This is a genomic window from Bordetella petrii, from assembly GCF_000067205.1.
In the GTDB taxonomy this organism is placed as follows: Bacteria; Pseudomonadota; Gammaproteobacteria; order Burkholderiales; family Burkholderiaceae_B; genus Bordetella_A; species Bordetella_A petrii.
Genome location: NC_010170.1, coordinates 1,576,778 through 1,599,157 on the forward strand (window position 1 = coordinate 1,576,778; position 22,380 = coordinate 1,599,157).

A 22,380-nucleotide genomic window follows, 5' to 3' on the forward strand; every position below is an offset into this window, starting at 1 on the left:
TGGGTCACCAATTGACGCGCTGGTCTACCTCGTCGGGTTGAGCTGCCAGATCCCAATCCGGCTCGCCTTGCGCACCATCATCCACCGGCGCGTCGCAGCCCTCCCACAGCGGTGGCCCGCGTGCCGGGGTGATGTGCGGGGGGGCAGACTCCACCCCGATGTGGTTCAGGATGTGGCGGATTTCGGCGCTGTGGGTGATGAAGGCAATGATGCGCATCTGCCCACCGCACATGGGGCACAGCAGCGGAAATGCCTCGTAGACGGATAGGAAATTCAACCGCATGAGGCCAAGTATGGCACGAGTTTTGGGCCTCGAAACACGTTCGGCCAAGGAAGGTTGAGCGCTCGCTTGCCGCTCAATGGCAAGAGCTTGGGAGGCAGTATGCATTTGGGCCTGGCGCGCGCGCAGCTGCTTCCCCGCAGCGATGGATACCGCCGCTTCACTGGGTCACCAATTGACGCGCTGGTCTACCTCGTCGGGTTGAGCTGCCAGATCCCAATCCGGCTCGCCTTGCGCACCATCATCCACCGGCGCGTCGCAGCCCTCCCACAGCGGTGGCCCGCGTGCCGGGGTGATGTGCGGGGGGGCAGACTCCACCCCGACGGATAGGAAATTCAACCGCATGAGGCCAAGTATGGCACGAGTTTTGGGCCTCGAAACACGTTCGGCCAAGGAAGGTTGAGCGCTCGCTTGCCGCTCAATGGCAAGAGCTTGGGAGGCAGTATGCATTTGGGCCTGGCGCGCGCGCAGCTGCTTCCCCGCAGCGATGGATACCGCCGCTTCACTGGGTCACCAATTGACGCGCTGGTCTACCTCGTCGGGTTGAGCTGCCAGATCCCAATCCGGCTCGCCTTGCGCACCATCATCCACCGGCGCGTCGCAGCCCTCCCACAGCGGTGGCCCGCGTGCCGGGGTGATGTGCGGGGGGGCAGACTCCACCCCGATGTGGTTCAGGATGTGGCGGATTTCGGCGCTGTGGGTGATGAAGGCAATGATGCGCATCTGCCCACCGCACATGGGGCACAGCAGCGGAAATGCCTCGTAGATGCGGGCAATCAGCACCGCCCACAAGTAATGCGCCGCTCGCTTCGGGCGTGCTTCAGGTTCGGGTGTGGGTGTGGCCGCGTTGCCCGGCGCCGCCACCCCAGGTACGCCCGCGCCAGGTTGTGCAGTCTCCACCGTGGCTGGTTGCGACGCAGCAGGCTGAGCCAGCGCCGTTACCGCCGCTCTCAGCGGCGAGTTTGGTGCCAGCACACCAAAGTAGCGGTGCCGGTGGGTGCGTGGCGGTGGCACCAGCGCGGCGATGCGGTCGATCAGTTCCAGCGGTGTGAGGTGCAGCTCATCTGCCTTGGCACCACGCTTGTCACTGGTGGGCTCGCTGCGCTGTTTGGCACAGCGGTACACCAGTTTGCTTCCCTCTTTGCGTAGGCGCTCGATGGAAAATGGTGGACGCGCGCAATAGCGCAGCAGCCGCTCCAGCGCAGCGCGGTCGTGGGCTTCGATGCAGACACCGGCGTCCACCGAGAAGCCGCTGTGTTTGTAGCCCAGCATGTCTTTGGCGTCACAGTTCTCCAGCAGGCCCCGAGCAACGAAGGCGCGCAGGATACGTTTTTGCAGTGTGGTCTGCACTGGGGCCACGGTAGCCGCATCGATGCCGGTGGCCGCGTGAAAGATGACACCCGGCGATGAGATTCGAGGGGTCGCATCAGCATCGCCCTCGCCCTCCACTTCCTCAAACACCCCGTCCACCACACAAACGTGGAAGTGGACGTGTTCATTGAGGCCGGAGCCGAATCGGTGAATGAAGGCGATGGCACCGATGTGCAGGCCTGCCTTGTCCATATGGGCCGCACCGGGGCTGTGGGTCTGCAGAGTTTGTGCGATCACCCGCAGAAAGATGCGCAGCACCATGCTCAGCACCGCTCCGTCGCGTTGCATGAAGTACCGAAGCCGCTTGGGCACGGACAGCACCCACTGGCGCACCGGCAGGCGGGGGAAAACGTGGTCGCTCAGGTGTGCCGCCGTCTCCACCATCCGCCGCGTGGTGCACGAGGGGCAGACTCCCCGGCCTTTGCAGGAGAAGGCTACAAAGTAGTCGTGCCCACAGTCGCCGCAGCGAGCGCGGGCAAAGCCATGGGCAAAGATGCCGCACTCAAGATACTTGGCAAACGCTTTGCGCACGAAGGGCTTGGGGGTGTGGTGGTCGCCCTGGCCGTCGAACTGACCCGCGCTGGCCAACTCTAGCCAGGTCTCGTAGTGCTCGGCTACCGTTTGGTAGAGCAGCGTGCGTTCGGGGTGGCGTGGGTTGTAGAGCTTGGGCTTGGAAGTGGCTGACATGAATACTGTACAAATGCAAGGGGTATCTATTTAGCTCCAGTGACGTGAGAATAGCTGGATGGAAACCCAGATGCTAACGCCAACTCCTGGAGGGGACTACCCCCGCACCTGGAACGAATTTCTTGACTGGTTTGCCACCGAAGAGGCTTGCCAGGCGTTCCTGGAGAAGCTTCGGTGGCCCCAAGGCTTCGTCTGCCCGCGTTGCGGCAACGCTGGCGATGTGTACCGCGCCAGCCGCACCCGCCTGATGTGCCGCTCATGCCAGTACCAAGGCACAGTGACATCTGGAACCATCTTTGACAAGACGCGCACACCGCTGCGTGTCTGGCTGGCTGCAGCTTGGTACCTGACCAATCAGAAACAAGGCGTGAGCGCCCTGGGGCTGCAGCGCGTATTGGGTTTGGGGAGCTACCAGACCGCCTGGACCATGCTGCACCGGTTTCGACGTGCCATGGTCCGCCCGGGCCGGGACAAGCTCAAGGGGCTTGTGGAGGTGGATGAAACGTACCTGTCCATCACGGATCGCAAGAATCCCGCCACCCCTGCAGGGCGCAAGAGCAGCACCACCAAAGTGTTGATGGTCATGGCGGTGGAGATCGTGGAGCCCAAGGGGTTTGGGCGCATCCGGTTACGCCGCATTGACCGAGACGCCGCCACCCACGTAATCCCCTTTGTGCAGGAGGACGCGCCGGCTACGCTGCTCACGCTACCGCGATGCGTTTTCGAGTGAACGTGCCACGCGGTTGACTGCGCCGTGGGTTAGATGCGACTCGACCATCGCACGGCTGAATTCTCCAAGTGGGCGGCAGCCTCGAAACAGCGTAGCACCCGCTAGGAAGGCTGACGCGTACCGGAAGATGTCGAATTCAGTTCTCCATTATTGGCCGGAAAGATCGATATTCCTTCACGTTGATTTTGAATATCATCTGCCTTAATTTCATTGTTTCCGACCGGATACGCCAATGACCGAATTAATAGCTGTCGTCACAATCACCTTGCTGGCCGTCATCAGCCCTGGGCCGGACTTTGCAACGGTTACGCGCAATAGCTTGATGCTGTCGCGCCGCGCGGGCGTGCTGACCGCATTGGGCATAGGCTTAGGCATACTGGTACATATCACCTATACGTTGATCGGCGTGGGCCTGCTAATCCAGCAATCGCTTTGGTTGTTTAACACCATCAACTGGTCGGTGCTGCCTATCTAATTTATCTCGGCATAAAAATGCTGTGCACGAAAGCTGGCGGCGCACTGACCGAAAAGCGTATGGCGCCGCTCTCGGATGGCGCTGCGCTGCGTACCGGTTTCCTGACCAATACGCTGAACCCCAAAGCCACGGTATTCATCGTCAGCCTGTTTATGCAGGTGGTGCGGCCCGACACTCCGCTGGCAGTGCAGATTGGCTATGGCGCTTTCATCGCTGCGGCGCACATGGGCTGGTTTAGCCTGGTGGCCTTATGCTTCTCTGCCGGTGCCGTGCGCGATCGTCTGCTGGCTTTCCGCCATTGGATCGACCGTGCCTTCGGCGGGCGGCTGGTCGGCTTCGGAGTACTGATAGCGGTGGCCCGGCGCTGATTGCGTCGGGCATTGCCCTCGCTGCGCGTGCCTTCCTTTTAGCGTGAGCCATGTCGCAGTAAGAGTTGGAGTACAGCGATTGATGCCCGCTTTACGGCCAGTGTTATGCCGAATTGCGGGCTCGACAACCTAACGATTGGCATCTATTGCGATTCTCGAATAGGTAGCAAGTTCAAGAATGTTTTCAGAATCGGCGCAATGTGATCGTGACGGTAGATACAACTGACCGGTACAGTGGCCTTGGAGCCCACGAGTTCAGTGAAGCCGAAGTCAGGCCACGAAATCATGGCTACTGTCTCGGGAACAATTGTCACGCCGACGCCGGCCAACGCCAGAGCCATGGCTGCATTGACGTCTTCAACTATGGCGACAACCTTTGGCTCCACTCGCGCGTTTTTGAATACGCCGATGACTTCGTCTGCGAAACTGGGGCGTCCTTCTCGCGGGAACAGGATCAAGGGCTCGTTACGAAGCGCGCTGCAATGAACTTGCTCACCAAACGAGCGAGCGCGCGACTTTTGCGCACCCAGAAATAGCCTCTCATTGGTTACGTTTCGGACAACTACACCCTCCTGATAGGGGTAGAAACGCCCGAACCCGATATCGATGGTGCCAGCGTCCAGCGCTTCAATCTGGCGGTTCTTGCTCATCTGCGTCAAGGACACAGTTGCCGAGGGAGCAACCGACAAGAGTTGCCGCAGCAGTAGCGGTAGCGTATGCAAAACGACGGTTCCGAAATAGGCGACGCGCAATTCCCCGATTTCACCGCGCGATGCTGCACGTGATCTCACCCTTGAGATCTCGGTAACGTGCAGTAGGCGCCTGGCATCCTCTAAAAATGTTGTACCCGCTGCCGTCAATTCGACGCCGCGGTGCGTGCGTTCAAACAGCACCACGCCGAGATCCTGTTCCAGGGCCTGTATTTGGCGGGTAATGGGCGGCTGGGAAATATGCAGGCGTCTTGCCGCAGCACCGATATTTCCCTCTTCTGCGACCGCGATGAAATAGCGAAGCTGCCGAAATTCCATTTAAGACCTCTGGTTTTCCCTAGGGGTGGACACCGCTAAGCCATACCGATCCCGTATTGCAAAGGCTAAAAAAAGGTATTGGACCGCATGACACGCGAATCTTAGCATTCATGTTTGAAGCACCAACTCATCGGTGTTTCAACCATGAGATCTTGAAAGGAGACGAGTCATGGATAAACGAGTTGCCGAGGTCGCAGGCGCGATCGTCGAGGCAGTACGCAAAATTTTGCTGGACAAGCGCGTCACGGAAGCCGAATACCGCGCGGGTGTCGACTATCTCACCGAGGTCGCACAGACGCGGGAAACCGCGCTGCTTCTGGACGTTTTCCTGAACAGCACCATCATCGAAGGCAAGGCGCAGCGCTCGCGGACCTCTGCGCCTGCGGTCCAGGGGCCGTACTTCCTGGAAGGTGCTCCTGTAGTTGAAGGCGTCCTCAAGACCTACGATACCGACGACCACAAACCGCTGATCATTCGCGGTACGGTGCGCTCGGACACGGGCGAGTTGCTCGCTGGCGCTGTCATCGACGTGTGGCACTCGACGCCTGATGGCTTGTACAGCGGGATCCACGACAACATCCCCGTGGACTACTACCGCGGAAAACTCGTGACGGATTCCCAGGGCAACTATCGCGTGCGCACCACGATGCCAGTGCCATACCAGATCCCCTACGAGGGGCCGACTGGGCGTCTGCTGGGCCACCTGGGCAGCCATACCTGGCGTCCGGCGCACGTGCACTTCAAGGTGCGCAAGGACGGTTTCGAACCGTTGACCACGCAATACTACTTCGAAGGGGGCAAATGGGTGGACGATGACTGCTGTCACGGCGTCACCCCCGACCTGATTACGCCCGAGACGATCGAGGACGGGGTGCGGGTCATGACCCTGGACTTCGTAATCGAGCGTGAGCAGGCCGAGCAACGCAAGTCGGCTACGGAGACAGTGGCATGAAGATCGAAGCGATCGATGTGACGCTGGTGGACGTCCCAGCTTCGCGTCCCATCCAGATGTCGTTTACCACGGTGCAGAAGCAGAGCTATGCGATCGTGCAGATCCGTGCGGGCGGGCTTGTCGGCATCGGCGAGGGCAGCAGCGTAGGTGGGCCGACTTGGAGTTCCGAATGCGCTGAAACCATCAAGGTCATCATCGAAACGTACTTGGCGCCGCTCCTGATCGGCAAGGACGCGACAAATCTGCGAGAGCTCCAGCACTTAATGGAGCGCGCCGTAACCGGAAACTATTCGGCCAAGGCGGCCATCGACGTTGCGCTGCATGATCTGAAGGCACGCTCTCTGAACCTGCCGCTGAGCGATTTGATCGGCGGCGCGATCCAGCAGGGCATCCCCATTGCCTGGACCCTGGCGAGCGGCGACACGCAGCGGGACATCGCAATCGCCGAGGAAATGATCGAGCGGCGCCGGCACAACCGGTTCAAGATCAAGCTTGGCGTGCGCTCCCCGGCAGATGATTTGCGCCATATCGAGAAGATTATCGAGCGCGTCGGTGACCGTGCTGCGGTGCGGGTCGATATCAACCAGGCCTGGGATGAGAACACGGCATCGGTGTGGATTCCGCGCCTGGAGGCGGCCGGTGTCGAACTGGTCGAACAGCCGGTGGCACGCAGCAACTTCGATGCGCTTCGGCGCCTGTCGGCCGACAACGGGGTGGCCATCCTGGCCGATGAAAGCCTGAGCTCGCTGGCGTCCGCCTTCGAACTGGCGCGCCATCATTGCGTCGACGCCTTCTCGCTGAAGCTGTGCAACATGGGCGGGGTGGCAAATACCCTCAAGGTCGCTGCGATCGCGGAAGCCTCGGGCATTGCGTCCTATGGGGGCACCATGTTGGATTCATCAATCGGCACCGCTGCTGCTCTCCATGTGTATGCCACATTGCCGACGATGCCCTTCGGATGTGAACTGCTAGGGCCCTGGGTGTTAGCCGACACGCTTACGCAGACCCAACTCGAGATCAAGGACTTCGAGATTCGGTTGCCCTCGGGTCCTGGGTTGGGTGTTGATATCGATCCGGACAAGCTGCGCCACTTCACCCGCGCGGGTTGATTGAAGTCAGTTAGGGGAAAATCACCATGTTGTCTCGTTTATCAATTCGTTTGGTCGTCTGGCTAGGCTGCGTAGGCTTGAGCTTGCTGGCAGTAACGGCGAGTGCTGCAGACTACCCGAGCAAGCCCATTCGATGGATCGTTCCATTCCCGCCGGGCGGTGCAATCGACATGGTTTCTCGTGTCTTGGCCCAGCGCGTGTCGCAAACGCTGGGGCAGCCGGTGACAGTGGAGAATCGTCCGGGCTCGGGCGGGATCATCGGCAGCGCGGAGGTCGCGCGCTCCCCGGCTGACGGTTATACGCTGCTGGTGAACTCGACAGGGCTGGCAGTGGACAAGTGGTTTTATCCGAACGTCGCCTACGATGCTCGGAAAGCATTTGCCCCCGTGGCGCTGTTGGCAACTATCCCCAGCGTTCTAGTGGTGCCGGCTGATTCCCCATACAAGGATGCCAGGAGCCTACTAGCGTACGCAAAGGCCAACCCCGGTAAGGTGTCATTCGCCTCTGCAGGCATGGGGACGTCGATCCATCTGGCGGCCGCTCTGCTGGCCGCTCAGGCCGGGGTTGACCTGCTCCACGTGCCCTACAAAGGGAGCACGCCAGCTGCCGCCGACCTGATCGCGGGGCGAGTCTCCATGATGGTCGATTCGATCACCGCACAGCAGTCGTTTATCAAATCTGGACGGGTGCGTGCGCTGGGTGTCACCAGCTTGCAACCCGCGCCCTCATTGCCTGGGATTCCTCCCCTGGCGCAAGCAGCCGACCAACCGAAGTTCGAGGTCCTGACATGGTTTGGCTTATTTGTGCCGTCACGTACCTCGCCGGACATCGTCAAGGTGCTCAACACAGCAATGAATGAAGCACTGAAGACCCCGGAGGTACAAAAGGCGCTGGCGGATATCGGCGCTTCAGCGCAGGGGGGAACATCGCAAGCTCTGGGCGTCTTATGGGACAACGAGATCGACCGATGGGGCCAGTTGATCGTCCACCATCGACTCAACACCCAATGAACTGTAATCGGAGAGATGAAGATGTTGACTGAAGGGATATCGATTCAATCGTATGACGGGCATACATTCGGCGCGCTCGTGGGCTCGCCGGCCAAAGCGCCCGCTCCCGTGATTGTGATCGCTCAAGAAATATTTGGTGTGAACGCGTTCATGCGAGAAACGGTGTCATGGCTGGTCGACCAGGGGTATGCGGCAGTTTGCCCTGATCTGTACGCGCGCCAGGCGCCAGGTACAGCACTCGATCCGCAGGATGAGGCGCAGAGAGAGCAAGCCTACAAGCTCTGGCAGGCCTTCGACATGGAGGCCGGCGTGGGCGATCTGGAGGCTGCTATCCGCTATGCGCGACACCAACCCTACAGCAACGGCAAGGTGGGATTGGTGGGGTATTGCCTGGGCGGTGCGCTTGCCTTTCTAGTGGCCGCCAAAGGATACGTGGATCGCGCCGTAGGCTACTACGGTGTTGGACTGGAGAAGCAGCTCAACAAGGTCCCGGAAGTCAAGCATCCGGCGTTGTTTCACATGGGCGGCCAAGACCACTTCGTGCCCGCGCCAAGCCGCCAGCTGATTACTGAAGGCTTCGGTGCCAATCCATTGCTGCAAGTGCACTGGTACGAAGAGGCCGGACACTCGTTCGCCAGGACGAGCAGTTCGGGCTATGTGGCGAGTGCCGCGGCGTTGGCCAACGAACGTACACTGGATTTCCTGGCGCCCTTGCAGAGCAAGAAGCCATGAATTTCATTCACGACTATCGTTCCCCGCGGGTGATTTTTGGACCCGACAGCCTCGCCCGATTGCCGCAGGAACTGGAACGTCTCGGCATTGACCGGGCGCTCGTGTTGACCACGCCTGAGCAGGCGCCCCTGGGACGGCAAGTAGCCGAGCCGGTCATCGGCCACGTGGCAGCCTTCTACGATGGTGCGACCATGCATGTACCCGCTTTGGTGGCTGAGGAGGCCTGCAAGATTGCGCGCACGAGTGAGGCTAATGGCGTCATTGCGATTGGTGGGGGATCTACTATCGGACTCGCTAAGATCGTGGCGCTCCGTACAGAGTTGCCCATCGTCGCTGTGCCCACGACATATGCAGGTAGCGAGATGACGTCCATCTTCGGTATCACAGAGGGTGGCGTCAAGAAAACCGGCCGCGACGCGCGTGTCATGCCCCGTGCAGTTATCTACGAGCCCCGGCTGACCCTAGAGCTACCCCTTAGCATCAGCGTGACCAGCGCGATCAATGCAATAGCCCATGCAGTTGAAGGCCTGTATGCGCCAGATGCCACGCCGCTGCTTACCATCATGGCCCAGGAAGGAATCGCAGCGACGGTACGCGCGATTTCCAGAATGTATCAATCACCAAGAGATCTTCAGGCTCGCGGCGACGCGCTTTATGGCGCTTGGCTCTGCGCGAGCGTGCTTGGCAACGTCAGTATGGCATTGCACCACAAGCTGTGCCACACGCTGGGAGGAACGCTCGATCTCCCTCATGCCCAGACCCATACGGTCGTGCTGCCCCACGCGCTGGCCTATAACGCGCGCGCGGTGCCAGACGCAATGCGTGTGCTGCGCATTGCCCTGGGGCATGACGATCCACCCACGGCCTTGTACGAATTGGCTCGCGACAATGGCGCACCCGTGGCCTTGCGCGATCTCGGAATGCGCGAGGAGGATATTGAGCATGTTGGCGACCTGGCATTGCAGGACCGCTATCCCAATCCGCGGGAACTGGATCGAGACGCATTGCTTGCATTGCTGCGCGATGCGTACCACGGACGCCCGCCTTCCGCTTGAGGAGGTTGGCATGGAATTTTCTTTTGATACAAGTTGACGCCCCAGGCGTTGGCCACTCCAGCCGCACAGCCGGGCGGAGTGAACACAACAACACCACCACCACCACGAGGTTGCGATGGCGCATCTGTCCTACTCTCCTCCGAGGAATTTCGACGCCCTTTACCGACAACGTGTATTCCAGTCCCATCAGGCCGTGCGCATGCATGACGCGGCAGCGCGAGAGTTGGCCGACCATAGCCTGACATGGCGTTCGGGCAACGTCGATGCGGCTTTGTACAAGGCACGCGCGCGGCGCCTAACCCTGTTCTCCTTTCGCTATGGTGCAGAGGTCGAAATTGCACCAAGACCGAGCGAGGAGTTCATCGTGGTGCATCATTCGATCAGAGGCGCCGCAGAATTGAGCGTTGACGGCCAGCATATGGTATTGCCCCAAGGGCGCACCGGCTGGATGGCCCCACGGCGAAATTGGCGCATGCGCTGGGAGGCGGGGTGTGAGCAACTCATCCTGAAAATTCCGCGCGACATGATCGAGGCGGGTGGTATCGCACCGATGGCACCACTTGCGACTTTGCCAGCAGGGCTGGATACGCAGTGGCTGCTGCTGGTCCAGGTGTTGCTGGGCGCGTCGTCCGCACCGACCTGCGCGGGAGAGCCCGCCGCGTGGGTGGAGCATATCGAGCAGGGCTTGGCTTCGCTGCTGCGCGCGGCCAGTTCCTGTAGTTTGCCGCGCGAGTCGAGCGATCGGAACTTCGTTGCGCGCGACCCCATCGCCCGGCTTCAGGCCATGGAAGACTATATGCGTGAGCGCCTTGGGGCGCCTATCGGACTGGCAGACCTATCAGGTGCGGCCGGCGTCAGCGCCCGGGTCCTGCAGCAGACCTGTCAACGTCACCGGCAGATGAGCCCCATGGAGTTGCTACGAGACATGCGCCTGGATGCTGTCCATGCGTGGCTATCCGAGCACCCGAGTGCCAACATCACCGAGACAGCCCTGTTCTACGGATTCGGCCACCTCGGCCGATTCGCCGCCTACTACCGGCAACGCTTCGGAGAGTCACCGCACCAGACGGCGCAGCGCCGGTGTTGCGCTCTCTCCTGACTGCGATATCGCAGCGTCAGTGCATGCCGAGCGCTACGGCGTGGCGACGGCCGGTATGTCTCTCGCGAGCACGACTGGTTTGCGCGCTGCAGGATCTGCAGGATGGGCTGCCGCTGTTGCGGGGCCGAACCGTTCGAGGCCTTGGCACCGTCCTTCCAGACCGGCTCAAATCCTTGCTGACCCGCGTAACGGCAACTGGAGTCAATGTTGCCTGACGGATGGGCTGTGGCGTCTTGCCTGGTGTTAGCGAACCGGATTCCCCCATCCATCGCTTCATCGCTTATCTCGGTGCCGCAGACGTGGTGATCCTGATCCTGCCCTTGGTCTATGCCCCATGCTTACGCAGGCGGCGGAGGCAGCCAAGACAGCACCGTAGCAGTACCAGCCTGAGAGCGTGTGTGGACGCCCCGGAGTGCCAAGCCCTCAGTTCGTTAAGGCAATGGATCGCGGTGCGGAGCGTCCTCGGCCATGAAGGCAAGCAAGGTACGGCGCAGCAAAGCTCCACTCTTCATCGCTGACATCCGTCTGATACGGCCTTCTTGGCGCCGCTCCAAGGTACGGAATCGCCCAGCCGATCAATTCAACAATTAAGAAAGTACGCGCACGCGCTAAGGCCGGCCGCATGGCATGTCGCCTGGGGTCTTTCTATTTTCACCAGTTTCGGACTCTGGGGATATCCCTTGGATTTTCGCAATCCGGATTCTGATTCATATACATATTCGCGCAGCGGATAGCTGAGATGAGCAGGCGTTCCTAGACTCCATTCAACGCAATGTTGAAAAAGGAGACTAAGCCATGTCCGAAATGGTCGCCAAGCCGTCTGCGCATGCCGAGCGCACAGTGTCTTTTTTACAGCCCAATGGTTCCGAAGTGCCTTTTCGGGTCTTTAGTTCGCAGGAAGTGTATGACCGCGAGCAGGAGCGAATCTTTCGCGGTGCGACCTGGTCCTTCCTCGGCTTGGAGGCGGAGATCCCGAACGTGTACGACTTCAAGAGCACTTTCATCGGCGACACGCCGGTAGTCGTGACGCGCACGCCCGATGGGTTGTCATGCTGGGTCAATCGATGCGCGCACCGCGGCGCGCAGGTCTGCCGCGAGCTGCGTGGCAACGCCCGCTCCCATGCGTGCGTGTATCACCAGTGGGGCTATTCGGCAAAGGGCGATCTGCTGGGCGTCCCGTTCCGCCGGGGCCAGAATGGAATGGCCGGCATGCCGGCCGACTTCAAGACCGAAGAGCATGGTCTGCAGCAGGTGCGCGTCGCCAGCTACCGTGGGCTGGTGTTCGGCACCTTTCGCCAAGACACGCCGTCGCTGGAGGACTACATCGGTCCGATGATGCGCCCCTGGATTGACCGCATCTTTCACAAGCCGGTGGTCTATCTCGGCTGCACGCGGCAGTATTCCAAATCCAACTGGAAGCTGTACCTGGAAAACGTCAAGGATGGCTACCACGCGAGCCTTCTGCATCTGTTTCACACAACCTTCAACATCTACCGCGTGGGGATGAAGGTGCGCCAGATGGCGGATGTGGGCGGCCTGCACAGCCTCTTGACCTCGACCAAGCCTGAAGTCGATACCAATACCGCTGCGGCCTACGAGGCCCAGAAGGTGCGCACGATGAACAACAAGCTCGTGCTGGAAGACCCAACCCTGCTCGGGCAGATCCAAGAGTACGAAGAAATCACCACCAACAACATCCAGGCCATCCTCCCCCAATTGGTGATCCAGCAGATCCACAACACGCTGGCGGCGCGCCAGTTGCTCCCCAAGGGTCCGAACAACTTCGAGCTGATCTTTCATTTCTTCGGCTACGAGGACGATACCCCGGAGTTGCGCGAACTGCGCCTCCTCCAGGCCAACCTCGTCGGTCCCGCAGGCTACATCTCGATGGAGGACACGGAGGCCACAGAACTGGTGCAGCGCGCCACGCGCATGGATCCGGACAGCCATTCGTACATCGCTATGGCCCAGGACGTTCCAGAGGAGACGGACTCTTCGATCACGGAATACATGATCCGACGCTTCTGGACCAGCTACCAGGCATTGATGGGGTACTGAGCATGGATACGAACAACGCACAACTCTGGACCGAAATCGCAATCTTGCAGCACCAGTACGTGAGCGCGCTCGACAGCGGAAACCTTGAGGCGTGGCCGCAATTTTTCACAGAGGACTGTCGATACGAAATCATTCCAAAGGAGAACGTGGATGCAGGGCTGCCGGCGCCGGTCATCTACTGTCGCAATCAGAAGATGCTACGCGACCGGGTGACCTCGCTGCGCAATGCCAACATCTACGAAAGCCACACCTACCGGCACCTGGTTTCGGGCCTGGTTCTGACGAACGTGGCACAGGACACCGTGCAAACGACGTCAAGTTATGTCGTGGTCATCACCGGCCTGACTGGCGAGTCCTCTATCTATCAGGCGGGGGCCTACCAAGACGAAGTAGTCAAGGCGAACGGCGTTTGGCGTTATCGCGCCAAGCGTGTGATGTACGACACCTTGCGCGTACAGACTCTGCTGGCCACTCCGATCTGAGACTTGGCGGCGATGTTGAGAATGCCGATTTCCGTATGCAACCTCTCAATGCAGGCCGCCACTCAAACGGTGAGGCAATGACTATTTTGTGAGAACGATGAATACTGCCTTCCTTCCCGATCCTGCTTCATTGCGTGTTCGTGTCGTGCGCAAAGAGGCTCTAACAAAGGACATTGTCCTGATTGAGTTGGCCAGTGTGGACGGCCAGCCTCTTCCCACGTTCACCGCGGGGGCACACATCGATGTGCAACTGCCGGGCGGCCTGACGCGCCAATATTCGCTATGCGACACCGCTGCAGAAACCTACCAGATCGCCGTTCTCAAGGAGCCGCAGGGACGAGGGGGATCGGTGGCGATGCACGACCTTGTGCATGCAGGCAGCGAGCTCGTTGTCGGCACGCCAAGAAACCTCTTCGAGTTGAGTGCATCAGCCCAGAGCAGTCTCCTGCTTGCAGGAGGAATCGGAATCACGCCATTGCTTTGCATGGCGCAATCACTGGCGACTGCCCGCCGGCCGTTTTCTTTGCATTACTGCACTCGCTCTGCCGAAGCGACGGCCTTCCGCGGCGCGCTCGCGGCAGCGCCTTACGCGGCGCAGGTGCACCACCACTACGATGATGGCACGCCCGAGCAAAAGCTGGATCTGCCTGCTCTGCTGTCCTGCCCTCAGCCTGGGATGCATCTGTACACCTGCGGGCCATCCGGCTTTATGGATGCGGTCCTCGCAGCGGCGCGGGCCTCGGGCTGGCCCGAGTCTCAGTTGCACTACGAGTTCTTCAAAGCCGAGCCTCCGCAATCAGAGAACGATGGCAGCTTTGAGGTCCAGGTGGCGAGCACCGGCGAGGTCATCCCTGTAGCCGCCGATGAGACGGTGCTAATGGCTTTGGCCGCACACGGGATCGAACTGCCCGCCTCGTGCGAACAAGGCGTCTGCGGTACTTGCCTCACGCGTGTACTGGGTGGCGAACCCGATCACCGTGATATGTACCTCACCCCGGAGGAGCAGGCCCAGAACGACCAGTTCCTACCGTGCTGTTCCAGGTCGAAGTCCGCTCGTCTGGTGCTCGATATCTGAGTTCAGGAGCAATCGCGTAGCACGTGGCCACTGCCAGGCGATTGCCTTTGATCCAGAGTGTCCTGGTGGATCGAAAACGGAGCCTCGATCCGATATCGCGCGTCTGCGTTCAGTGCACCCCCAAAAGCAGGGACTGCAACAACGAAGAGGATGGGGTCGAAAAGGTCCTCATGAGCCCACGTAAATTCTTAACCGGAGAATCGGATGCGTACGATCAACCTTGCCTCCCTCACCGCGGACGCGAAATTCAACCGATTCCATCTCAGCATATTGCTGTGGTGTGCATTGATTATCGTCATGGACGGCTACGACCTTGCCGTCGCCGGAATTGCGCTACCGAGCATCATGCAGGCGATGTCGATCGAGCCGGCGCATGCCGGTTTAATGGTGAGTTCGGCGCTCTTTGGCATGTTGTTCGGAAATCTGCTCTTCGGCACGTTGGGTGAGCGCATCGGCCGCCCCAAAGCCATTGCGATCTGCGTGTTTTTGTTCAGCGCGTTCACGGCCGCGGCCGGCCTGACCAACGACCCCAAGACCTTTGCGCTGGCCCGCTTCGTGGCAGGCCTGGGCATCGGTGGAGTGATGCCCAATGTGATCGCGCAGATGACGGAGTACTCGCCAAAGCGCATGCGAGCCATGTTGGTCGCGCTGATGTTCAGCGGATATTGTGTTGGTGGGGTGCTGGCGGCAGTGCTTGGAAAATCGCTGATTGAGGTCCATGGCTGGCAGTCGGTCTTTCTCTTGGCCGCCGCGCCGATCGTGTTGATCCCGTTCATCCTCCGCAGCATGCCTGAGTCGGTGCCGTTCCTCATTCGGAGGAAGGACGCGCGCGCGTTGCAACAGCTCGCCGCGAAAATTGATCCCACGTACACACCCCATCAGGATGACACCTTTGTCGGCATCGGCGCCGAGCAAGCCGGTGCAACCGCGCCGGTCAGGCAGCTCTTCCAGGACGGTCGCACGCCGAGCACCGTACTGTTTTGGCTGTCATGCGTGATGTGCCTGTTCATGGTGTACGCGCTGAGCTCCTGGTTGACCAAGCTGATGGCTTCGGCGGGCTACAGCATCGGCTCAGCCTTGACTTTCGTGATCGTGATGAACCTGGGAGGAATTTTGGGCGCGATCGCTGGCGGCTGGCTAGCGGATCGGCTCCACATCAAGTACGTGCTCGCAAGCATGTATCTGATTGCGGCAGGCTCGTTGGCCATGCTGGGGCAGGAGGTCAGCACTAGCCTGCGTTATGTGCTGATCGGTCTTGCAGGCGGAACGACCATCGGTACGCAGATCGTAGGCTGCGCCTACGTGGGCCAGTTCTACCCGAACACGATTCGTGCAACCGGGCTGGGATGGTTCCTTGGTGTCGGGCGTGTGGGAGCCATTGTGGCGCCGATCGTGATTGGTGCGCTTGTGGGCGCCGAATTGCCTCTGGGGCTCAACTTCGTTGCCATCGGCATTCCAGGCTTGCTGGCGGCGATCTTGATCTTCTGCATTGACCATGCGAAGTCGGCATCGAATGAAAAGGAGGCGGCCAAGAAATCGTGGGCGACAGGGCGGCCTGCTGCAGGCGTGGTATTGGGCCGCGACTCTTGATCGCTGTGATCTAACGACTCTTCATAGAACATGCCCCACCACAGCTCCGAAAGAACTCGCCATGAATGCCAATCAGCCAGCATCGCCGGAAGGCGCGCCTAGTATTGCTTCTTTCTTCATCGTCATTGCAACCGATCATCCTGGCATGTCTGAAGTGCGTGCGCGGGTACGGCCGTCGCATCGCATTTGGCTGCGCGAGCATCCGGGCCACGCGATCAATGTTGTCCATGGGGGGCCGTTGCTGGACACGCAAGGCGCCATGGATGGCACGCTTCTCGTTGTGCAGGCGGCGCATATCGACGACGTGCACGCCTTCGTGGCCCACGACCCCTACGTACAGGCAGGTCTGTTTGCCGAGCTGTCGGTTCGCACATGGGAATGGACCTTGGGGCGGGGAACCTCATAAATCCTGGGTACAGGCCTCCTACCCGCCGCTCAAGGAACGGACATCCGGACGCGGAGGCGAAAAACCTTACCGGGAGGAATTGCAGTCGGTCTTGGCCGTCTGGTTGATCAGTTCGTTGCAATAGCCGCCCACGACGGGATTTAACGCACTCCTAGCGTCTAGGTAAACACGCGTTGCGGCACGCCGTTGGCGTCGAAGTCCTGGCTCGTCAGCACGGCGCTTCTTCGAGCGCATTCACGTGGCGTTGCAACTGGCGAACGAACTCGGAGAACTGGGGTGTCTCGTCTGTACTGGAGCGCTCGAACTCCTTATAGGGCGTGACGGCTTGCAATACTTTGCCCACGTTGGTCGGTGTGACGACATCGATGGCTGCACGGTTTCCGAGGTTGGAATGGGGCTTGGTCAACAGACGATACAGCGCCCAAGAATCTACATGCGGGCATTGGTTCATGAGCGCTTGGGCCAGCCGGCGCTTGAGCGGCACCAGTTGCCAGTCGGGAACGCGCTGCCCCCGGTTGCCCAAGCTGATGGACAGTAGCTTGCCTGCCTTCAGCTCGCGGTTGATCTGGTCTTTGGACTTCCCAGCCAGCTTCCCGAACAGCGCGACCGGCAGATTGTTCGGCGACTCGTACATGGCCAGCATTTCCTCACGCTCGCGCTGGATGGCAGAGACCTCCGACTCAGGAGCATGCGCCGGAGGCGGCGGCACCTGCGACAGGCGCTGGAACGTGATTCCGCCGCTGTTGGGGGTCACGACGATGGGCGTGGCCGCCACGGGCGGTGAGCCGGAGACACCGGGCTCGGCGACCGTCGGGGCCACGTCCACCGCTTCCTCCACTTCCGCCATCGCTGGCACCCCGTCGATACGGATGGTCAGGTGCGCGCTCGCAGCTTGCACTTCGCCCTGTTCGAGCAGGTCCAGGCGATCGGCCCAGTCCTGCATCATGCGGCGACGCGGCTCCACGTACTTGGCGTGGTTGTAGGCCGAACTCACCTTGTTGGGGTCGGAGTGCGAAAGCTGCGCGTCCACCCAAATCTTCGGGTAGCCGATCTCGTTGAGTGCCGTCGAGATGGTGCCGCGGATGCCGTGCCCGGTCAGGCGCCCCTCGTAGCCCATGAGCTGCACGGCCTTGTTGAGGGTGTTCTCGCTGATGCGTTTCTTGAGTTCGCTGCGGTGCGACAGCAGGTACTTCTGCGCCGGCCGCATCACGCCCAGGAGATAGCGCACGATCTCGATGGCCTGCAGGGACAGGGGCACGATGTAGGGCGGCACGTCCTGCGGCCGCTTGCCGGCCTTGCGCATTTCGTCCTGGAGTTGCTTGACGACCTCCGGCGGGATGATCCAAAAGCCCCGGTCGAGGTCGAACTGCTCGGGTTCGGCCAACCGCAGCTCGCCCGTGCGCACCCCCGTCAGGAACAGTAGCCGCACGCCAAGCTGGGTCTGCCAGCCCCGGGGGTTGTAGCGTCGCAGCTTCTGAAGGAACTCGGGCAGTTCGGGCAGGTGCAGATAGGGGTTGTGGGCCACCGGGGGCTTGGGCTCGGCCACCACGTCCAGGTCCGCAGCCGGGTTGACTTCCAGCCCCTCGGCGATGACCAAGGCATAGCGGAACATCTGGTTGAACCAGGTGCGGACCTTCTCGGCCGTGGTGAACGCCTTGCGCTTCTCGATCGCCGCCAGGACGCCCAGGAGCTGGGGCCGGCGAATGTCATAGATGGACATCTTCCCTAGGGTGGGCAGCACGTCCTTGTTGAAGATGCGCAGGATCTGCGAAAGCGTACTCTGGCGGCCTTCCTTGAGTTCCTTGCGGCGATGCTCGACCCAGGCATCGAAGACGTTCTTGAAGGTGTATTCGCCGGCCAGCTTGGCCGCGTGCCGACGCTGATCGCGTTCGATTTGGGGATCGATCCCCCTGGCGATCAGGGCCTGGGCCTTGTCCCGCTCGGCGCGGGCCTCGCGCAGGCTGAGGGCAGGATAGCCGCCCAGGGCCATGCGCTTTTGCTTGCCCAGCCAGGAGTAGCGGAACATCCAAGACTTGCCGCCTGCGGCAGAGACCATCAGGCTCAGGCAGTCGTTGTCGTAGAGGGTGTAGCGTTTGCCGGTGGTCTTGGCCTGCCGGACGATCAGATCAGAGAGTGCCATTTCGAGGCTCCTAAGTAATGACTTAGGCCCTATGCTCGTCATGGTTCCCGCTCAGCCCCAGCAACTATCCGGAAGCCGCCTCACCCGTATTCCTGTGCCTAGATTGGCGCCTAAAAAAGGCTGGCTGTGGGTGGATTTCCGTGGCGCTCGCTGGAATGAAAAAAGGGGCCGAAGCCCCTCTTTTCAACGACTTACAGACGTCAGTAGAAGTCTGTAGATCATAACTTGGAGCGGGAGACGAGTCTCGAACTCGCGACCTCAACCTTGGCAAGGTTGCGCTCTACCAACTGAGCTACTCCCGCGTTGCTGGGGCTGTTAAAACACTAGGCCGATCAGCGAAGACCGGCATCATAGCGGTTTTCAAGGCCGTGTGCAAACGTATTTGCGGCCTGCCGTTAATATGTGGGCTGTTGTCTTCAGCCGCCCCTTCTTACATGCCGGATTCCTCCCGGGCCTTGCCCGCCACTCTGGTTCCCGCCACCCAGGATTTGACCTCGCTCAACACCCTGGGCCTGGCCTCGCGCGCCCCGGCTTTTGTCCGCTTGCGGTCGCCGTCGCAACTCGATGCCTTGTCGACGCTGGCCAGCCGCCATCGCGGCCTGTTGGTGTTGGGCGGTGGCAGCAACCTGGTGTTGCCGCCGCAGGTCGACAGCCTGGTGGCGCACGTGGCATTGCGCGGCGTGCGCCTGCTCGAAGCCCGGCCCGACGCCTGGATTGTCGAGGCCGGCGCGGGCGAGAACTGGCATGGCTTCGTGTCGGCTTGCGTGGCCAATGGCTGGGACGGCCTGGAAAACCTGGCCCTGATCCCGGGCACGGTGGGCGCCGCGCCGGTGCAGAACATCGGCGCCTACGGCGTCGAGCTGGCCGACCGCTTCCTGGGCCTGACGGCCTGGAATGTGCGGCAGCGTCGCCTGGTCGACATGGACGCCGCCGCGTGCCGCTATGCGTATCGCGACAGCGCGTTCAAGCACGATGCGCCGGGCGCGTGGGTCATTGTGTCGGTGCGCTTCGCGCTGCCGCGACCCTGGCGGCCGGTGCTCGACTATCCCGACCTGCGGCGCCAGGCAAGCCTGGCTGGCACGCCGACGGCCCGCGCCGTGTTCGATGCGGTATGCAGCATCCGGCGCGCCAAGCTGCCCGACCCCGCCGTCATCGGCAATGCAGGCAGTTTTTTCAAGAATCCGCTGGTCGATGGCGCCGTGCGGGACGATCTGGCTGCGCGGTATCCGGGGCTGGTGTCGTATCCCCAGCCGGACGGCCGCTACAAGCTGGCCGCGGGCTGGCTGATCGATCAATGCGGCTGGAAGGGCAGGCGACTGGGGCCGGCCGGCGTGCACGACCGGCAGGCGCTGGTGCTGGTAAACCGGGGCGGGGCCGCGGCAGCCGACATCATGGCCCTGGCCGCCGCCATTCAGCGCGATGTGGCCGAACGCTATCAGGTGGCGCTGGAGCCCGAACCGGTCGTGTGGCGCGACGCCCCGGCGGCCGGCGCCTGACGCCAGACACCTGACGCTGGCGTGCAAGCGGCGCGCGCAGGCGGGCTCAGAGTCCCAGCACGGCCTGCATATCGAACAGGCCGTTATGGCGGCCCTGCAGGAAGCGCGCGGCGCGCAGAGCGCCTTCGGCATAGGTGGCGCGGCTGCTCGAGCGGTGCGTGATCTCGATGCGCTCGCCGGTGCCGCAGAAATACACGGTGTGGTCGCCCACGATGTCGCCGCCGCGCACCACCGAAAAGCCGATGGTGCCCGGTTTACGCACGCCGGTGTCGCCATGGCGGGTCCAGGTGGCGACGTCGGGCAGCGCCACGTTCCAGGCCGAGGCGACGGTTTCTCCCATTTTCAGGGCCGTGCCGGACGGCGCGTCGACCTTGTTGCGGTGGTGCGCCTCGAACACTTCGACGTCGTAACCCGAATTGAGGATGCGCGCCGCCACTTCCAGCAGCTTCAGGGTGGCATTGACGCCCACGCTCATGTTGGGGGCGAACACGATGGCGATTTTCTGCGCCGCCACCTCTATGGCGGCGCGGCCGTTGTCGTCGAAACCGGTCGTGCCGATGACCATGCGCGTGCCATGCCGCACGCAGGCCTGCAGGTGATGCAGTGTGGAGTCGGGGCGGGTGAAGTCGATCAGGCAGTCGGCCTGCGCCAGCGCGTCGAGCTGGTCGGTAACGATGACGCCGGTGTCGCGCCCCAGGAAGGCGCCGGCATCCTGGCCCTTGGCCGTTGAGCCGGCGCGGCACAGGGCGACGGCCAGTTGCAGGTCGGGGCTGTTCAGCACGGCTTCGATGAGCATGCGGCCCATACGGCCGCCGGCGCCGGCAATAGCGATACGCATAAGGTTCCTTTTACAGTGTCAGTCGCTCACCGCGCGGTGCGGCGGGGCGAGCGCCGCGTCTTAGCGCAGCGGCTCGGCGCCGCCTCCCGGCTGCCCGATGCTGCTGCGCGGCAGGGCGTCGGGCGAGTTCAGGCGCAGCTCGCGCCGGGCGGGCGATGTGGCGGCGGGCTGGGCGGCCGGGTTCTGCGCCTGCGATGCGTCGGGTTGCGCTCCGCCCATGTCGGGCGCCGGCACCGGCTCGGCGCTGGTGGCTGGCTCGGCCGGTTGCGCGCCGCCCGGCGGCGTGCCCAGGGCGGGCAGCTGGGCCGGATCGGCGGGTTCAGGCGCGGTGGGGCCGTTGATGCCGGCGGCATCCTGGCGGGCAGTGTCGGCGTCGATCTGCTCGTCGGCCTTTTCCAGGGCCGGCTTGCCCTCGGCGTCGAGCTGGAACGGCTGTAGTTCCGGCTGTTCGTCGCCGCTCCAGCGCACCAGGCGGTCGTTGTCGAACCAGACGGTGAACTTGCGCTCTTGCGCCTTGCCGTAGCCTGGCTTGAAGTAATAAGGGTAGTCCCAGCGGTCGGCATGCAGCACGCTGGTCAGGGTGGGACTGCCCAGGGCAAAGCGCACCTGCTCGCGCGTCATGCCAGGCTGCAGCAAGGCCACCTGCTCCTGGGTGATCCAGTTCCCCTGCTGCACGGGGGCCTTGTACGGGAATCCCCATTTGTCGGACGTGCAGCCCGCCAGGGCGGCCGTAACCGTGGCCGCCGCGAGCACGGTTTTCAGGAACCGGGTCGGAATACGTGCAATCATGGACTCCAAGCGCCCCTATCTGTGATTTAAAGCCAGTAAAACCGTTATCATAAAGGTTTCATATTGCGGTAGCTCCGCCGGGCGGCAAAAAGGCTGTACATTGCCGGCGCGCTTGCCGCGATCTGCCCATGCCACACCGCGGACGGAGACCGATTACACCATGACCACCGACCAAAGCGAATTGAAAAACATGGGTTTGAAGGCGACCTTTCCGCGCCTGAAAATTCTGGACATTTTTCGTAAAGCAGATCAGCGCCATCTCAGCGCCGAAGACGTGTATCGCGCGCTTATCGGCGAAAACGTCGAAATCGGCCTGGCTACTGTCTACCGCGTGCTGACCCAGTTCGAGCAGGCCGGCATTCTCAGCCGCAGCCAGTTCGACAGCGGCAAGGCGGTGTTCGAGCTCAACGACGGCGATCACCACGATCACCTTATTTGCACGAATTGCGGCAAGGTAGTCGAGTTTTCCGATCCCGACATCGAAAAACGCCAGCACAAGGTTGCCAAAGACAACAATTTTGCGCTCGAAAGCCACGCCATGGTGCTATACGGCATCTGCGGCGACTGCCAAAAAACCCGTTAAGCCCATGACGCGCGCGGCGGCGGCCGA

At 61.6% G+C, this 22,380-nt stretch carries 17 protein-coding genes, 1 tRNA gene and 4 pseudogenes; 15 read left to right on the top strand and 7 right to left on the bottom strand.

Annotation, left to right across the window (positions count from 1 at the left end):
* Positions 1-4 precede the first annotated feature (4 nt).
* Both BPET_RS25915 and BPET_RS07750 read right to left on the bottom strand, forming a co-directional pair.
* Positions 5-325, bottom strand: a pseudogene (locus BPET_RS25915) (IS91 family transposase); the annotation flags it as partial.
* A 465-nt stretch (positions 326-790) separates the two neighbouring features.
* The gene (locus tag BPET_RS07750) at positions 791-2,338 is read right to left on the bottom strand and encodes an IS91-like element ISCR8/ISPps1 family transposase (protein WP_012248458.1); all 1,548 of its coding nucleotides are present in this window, start codon (positions 2,336-2,338) and stop codon (positions 791-793) included.
* A gap of 58 nt (positions 2,339-2,396) precedes the next feature.
* On the opposite strand from BPET_RS07750, the pseudogene BPET_RS07755 reads away from it, so the two are divergent.
* Both BPET_RS07755 and BPET_RS07760 read left to right on the top strand, forming a co-directional pair.
* A pseudogene (locus tag BPET_RS07755) lies at positions 2,397-3,020 on the top strand (IS1595-like element ISCsp2 family transposase); the annotation flags it as partial.
* Positions 3,021-3,300: 280 nt separating this feature from the next.
* Positions 3,301-3,911 (top strand): annotated as a pseudogene (locus tag BPET_RS07760) (LysE family translocator).
* A 143-nt stretch (positions 3,912-4,054) separates the two neighbouring features.
* Here the strand turns inward: BPET_RS07760 and BPET_RS07765 are convergent.
* The gene (locus tag BPET_RS07765; RefSeq protein ID WP_012248462.1) at positions 4,055-4,939 is read right to left on the bottom strand and encodes a LysR substrate-binding domain-containing protein; all 885 of its coding nucleotides are present in this window, start codon (positions 4,937-4,939) and stop codon (positions 4,055-4,057) included.
* Positions 4,940-5,108: 169 nt separating this feature from the next.
* On the opposite strand from BPET_RS07765, the gene BPET_RS07770 reads away from it, so the two are divergent.
* From BPET_RS07770 to BPET_RS07820, 11 genes are all read left to right on the top strand, one after another.
* Positions 5,109-5,891 (top strand): chlorocatechol 1,2-dioxygenase, encoded by a 783-nt coding sequence (locus BPET_RS07770; RefSeq protein ID WP_012248463.1) that lies wholly within the window; start codon positions 5,109-5,111, stop codon positions 5,889-5,891.
* Positions 5,888-7,000, top strand: a complete 1,113-nt coding sequence (locus tag BPET_RS07775; RefSeq protein ID WP_011489354.1) for a muconate cycloisomerase family protein — start codon at positions 5,888-5,890, stop codon at positions 6,998-7,000. Before BPET_RS07770 ends, BPET_RS07775 begins: the two co-directional genes overlap by 4 nt.
* Before the next feature lie 26 nt (positions 7,001-7,026).
* Positions 7,027-8,010, top strand: a complete 984-nt coding sequence (locus BPET_RS07780) for a Bug family tripartite tricarboxylate transporter substrate binding protein (protein WP_012248464.1) — start codon at positions 7,027-7,029, stop codon at positions 8,008-8,010.
* Positions 8,011-8,025: 15 nt separating this feature from the next.
* Entirely contained in the window at positions 8,026-8,742 is a 717-nt protein-coding gene (locus BPET_RS07785; protein ID WP_021224467.1) for a dienelactone hydrolase family protein, read from the top strand.
* Positions 8,739-9,797 carry a maleylacetate reductase gene (locus BPET_RS07790; protein WP_011489357.1) on the top strand — a complete coding sequence of 353 codons (1,059 nt, stop codon included), beginning with the start codon at positions 8,739-8,741 and terminating at the stop codon, positions 9,795-9,797. The genes BPET_RS07785 and BPET_RS07790 overlap by 4 nt, the downstream gene beginning before the upstream one ends.
* Before the next feature lie 115 nt (positions 9,798-9,912).
* Complete coding sequence (locus BPET_RS07795; protein ID WP_011489358.1) at positions 9,913-10,896, top strand: AraC family transcriptional regulator; 984 nt, start codon at positions 9,913-9,915, stop codon at positions 10,894-10,896.
* Positions 10,897-11,691: 795 nt separating this feature from the next.
* The gene (gene andAc, locus BPET_RS07800; RefSeq protein WP_012248465.1) at positions 11,692-12,954 is read left to right on the top strand and encodes an anthranilate 1,2-dioxygenase large subunit AndAc; all 1,263 of its coding nucleotides are present in this window, start codon (positions 11,692-11,694) and stop codon (positions 12,952-12,954) included.
* A gap of 2 nt (positions 12,955-12,956) precedes the next feature.
* Positions 12,957-13,436 carry an anthranilate 1,2-dioxygenase small subunit AndAd gene (andAd, locus tag BPET_RS07805; RefSeq protein ID WP_011489368.1) on the top strand — a complete coding sequence of 160 codons (480 nt, stop codon included), beginning with the start codon at positions 12,957-12,959 and terminating at the stop codon, positions 13,434-13,436.
* A gap of 97 nt (positions 13,437-13,533) precedes the next feature.
* Positions 13,534-14,511, top strand: coding sequence for a PDR/VanB family oxidoreductase (locus BPET_RS07810; protein ID WP_011489369.1), 978 nt, complete (start codon positions 13,534-13,536; stop codon positions 14,509-14,511).
* Positions 14,512-14,715: 204 nt separating this feature from the next.
* Positions 14,716-16,101 (top strand): MFS transporter, encoded by a 1,386-nt coding sequence (locus tag BPET_RS07815; protein WP_012248466.1) that lies wholly within the window; start codon positions 14,716-14,718, stop codon positions 16,099-16,101.
* 103 nt (positions 16,102-16,204) lie between these two features.
* The gene (locus tag BPET_RS07820) at positions 16,205-16,507 is read left to right on the top strand and encodes a YciI family protein (RefSeq protein WP_029044453.1); all 303 of its coding nucleotides are present in this window, start codon (positions 16,205-16,207) and stop codon (positions 16,505-16,507) included.
* A gap of 208 nt (positions 16,508-16,715) precedes the next feature.
* Here the strand turns inward: BPET_RS07820 and BPET_RS07825 are convergent, their stop codons facing one another.
* Both BPET_RS07825 and BPET_RS07830 read right to left on the bottom strand, forming a co-directional pair.
* The gene (locus BPET_RS07825; RefSeq protein ID WP_011489372.1) at positions 16,716-18,647 is read right to left on the bottom strand and encodes a tyrosine-type recombinase/integrase; all 1,932 of its coding nucleotides are present in this window, start codon (positions 18,645-18,647) and stop codon (positions 16,716-16,718) included.
* Positions 18,648-18,873: 226 nt separating this feature from the next.
* Positions 18,874-18,949: transfer RNA gene (locus tag BPET_RS07830), tRNA-Gly, on the bottom strand.
* A gap of 132 nt (positions 18,950-19,081) precedes the next feature.
* On the opposite strand from BPET_RS07830, the gene murB reads away from it, so the two are divergent.
* Positions 19,082-20,143, top strand: a complete 1,062-nt coding sequence (murB, locus tag BPET_RS07835) for a UDP-N-acetylmuramate dehydrogenase (RefSeq protein ID WP_012248469.1) — start codon at positions 19,082-19,084, stop codon at positions 20,141-20,143.
* 46 nt (positions 20,144-20,189) lie between these two features.
* Here murB and dapB read toward each other — a convergent pair whose 3' ends face one another.
* Entirely contained in the window at positions 20,190-20,981 is a 792-nt protein-coding gene (gene dapB / locus BPET_RS07840; RefSeq protein WP_012248470.1) for a 4-hydroxy-tetrahydrodipicolinate reductase, read from the bottom strand.
* A 231-nt stretch (positions 20,982-21,212) separates the two neighbouring features.
* A pseudogene (locus tag BPET_RS26350) lies at positions 21,213-21,770 on the bottom strand (outer membrane protein assembly factor BamE); the annotation flags it as partial.
* Between the two features lie 160 nt (positions 21,771-21,930).
* On the opposite strand from BPET_RS26350, the gene fur reads away from it, so the two are divergent.
* Positions 21,931-22,353, top strand: coding sequence for a ferric iron uptake transcriptional regulator (fur, locus tag BPET_RS07850; RefSeq protein WP_012248472.1), 423 nt, complete (start codon positions 21,931-21,933; stop codon positions 22,351-22,353).
* Positions 22,354-22,380: the final 27 nt, after the last annotated feature.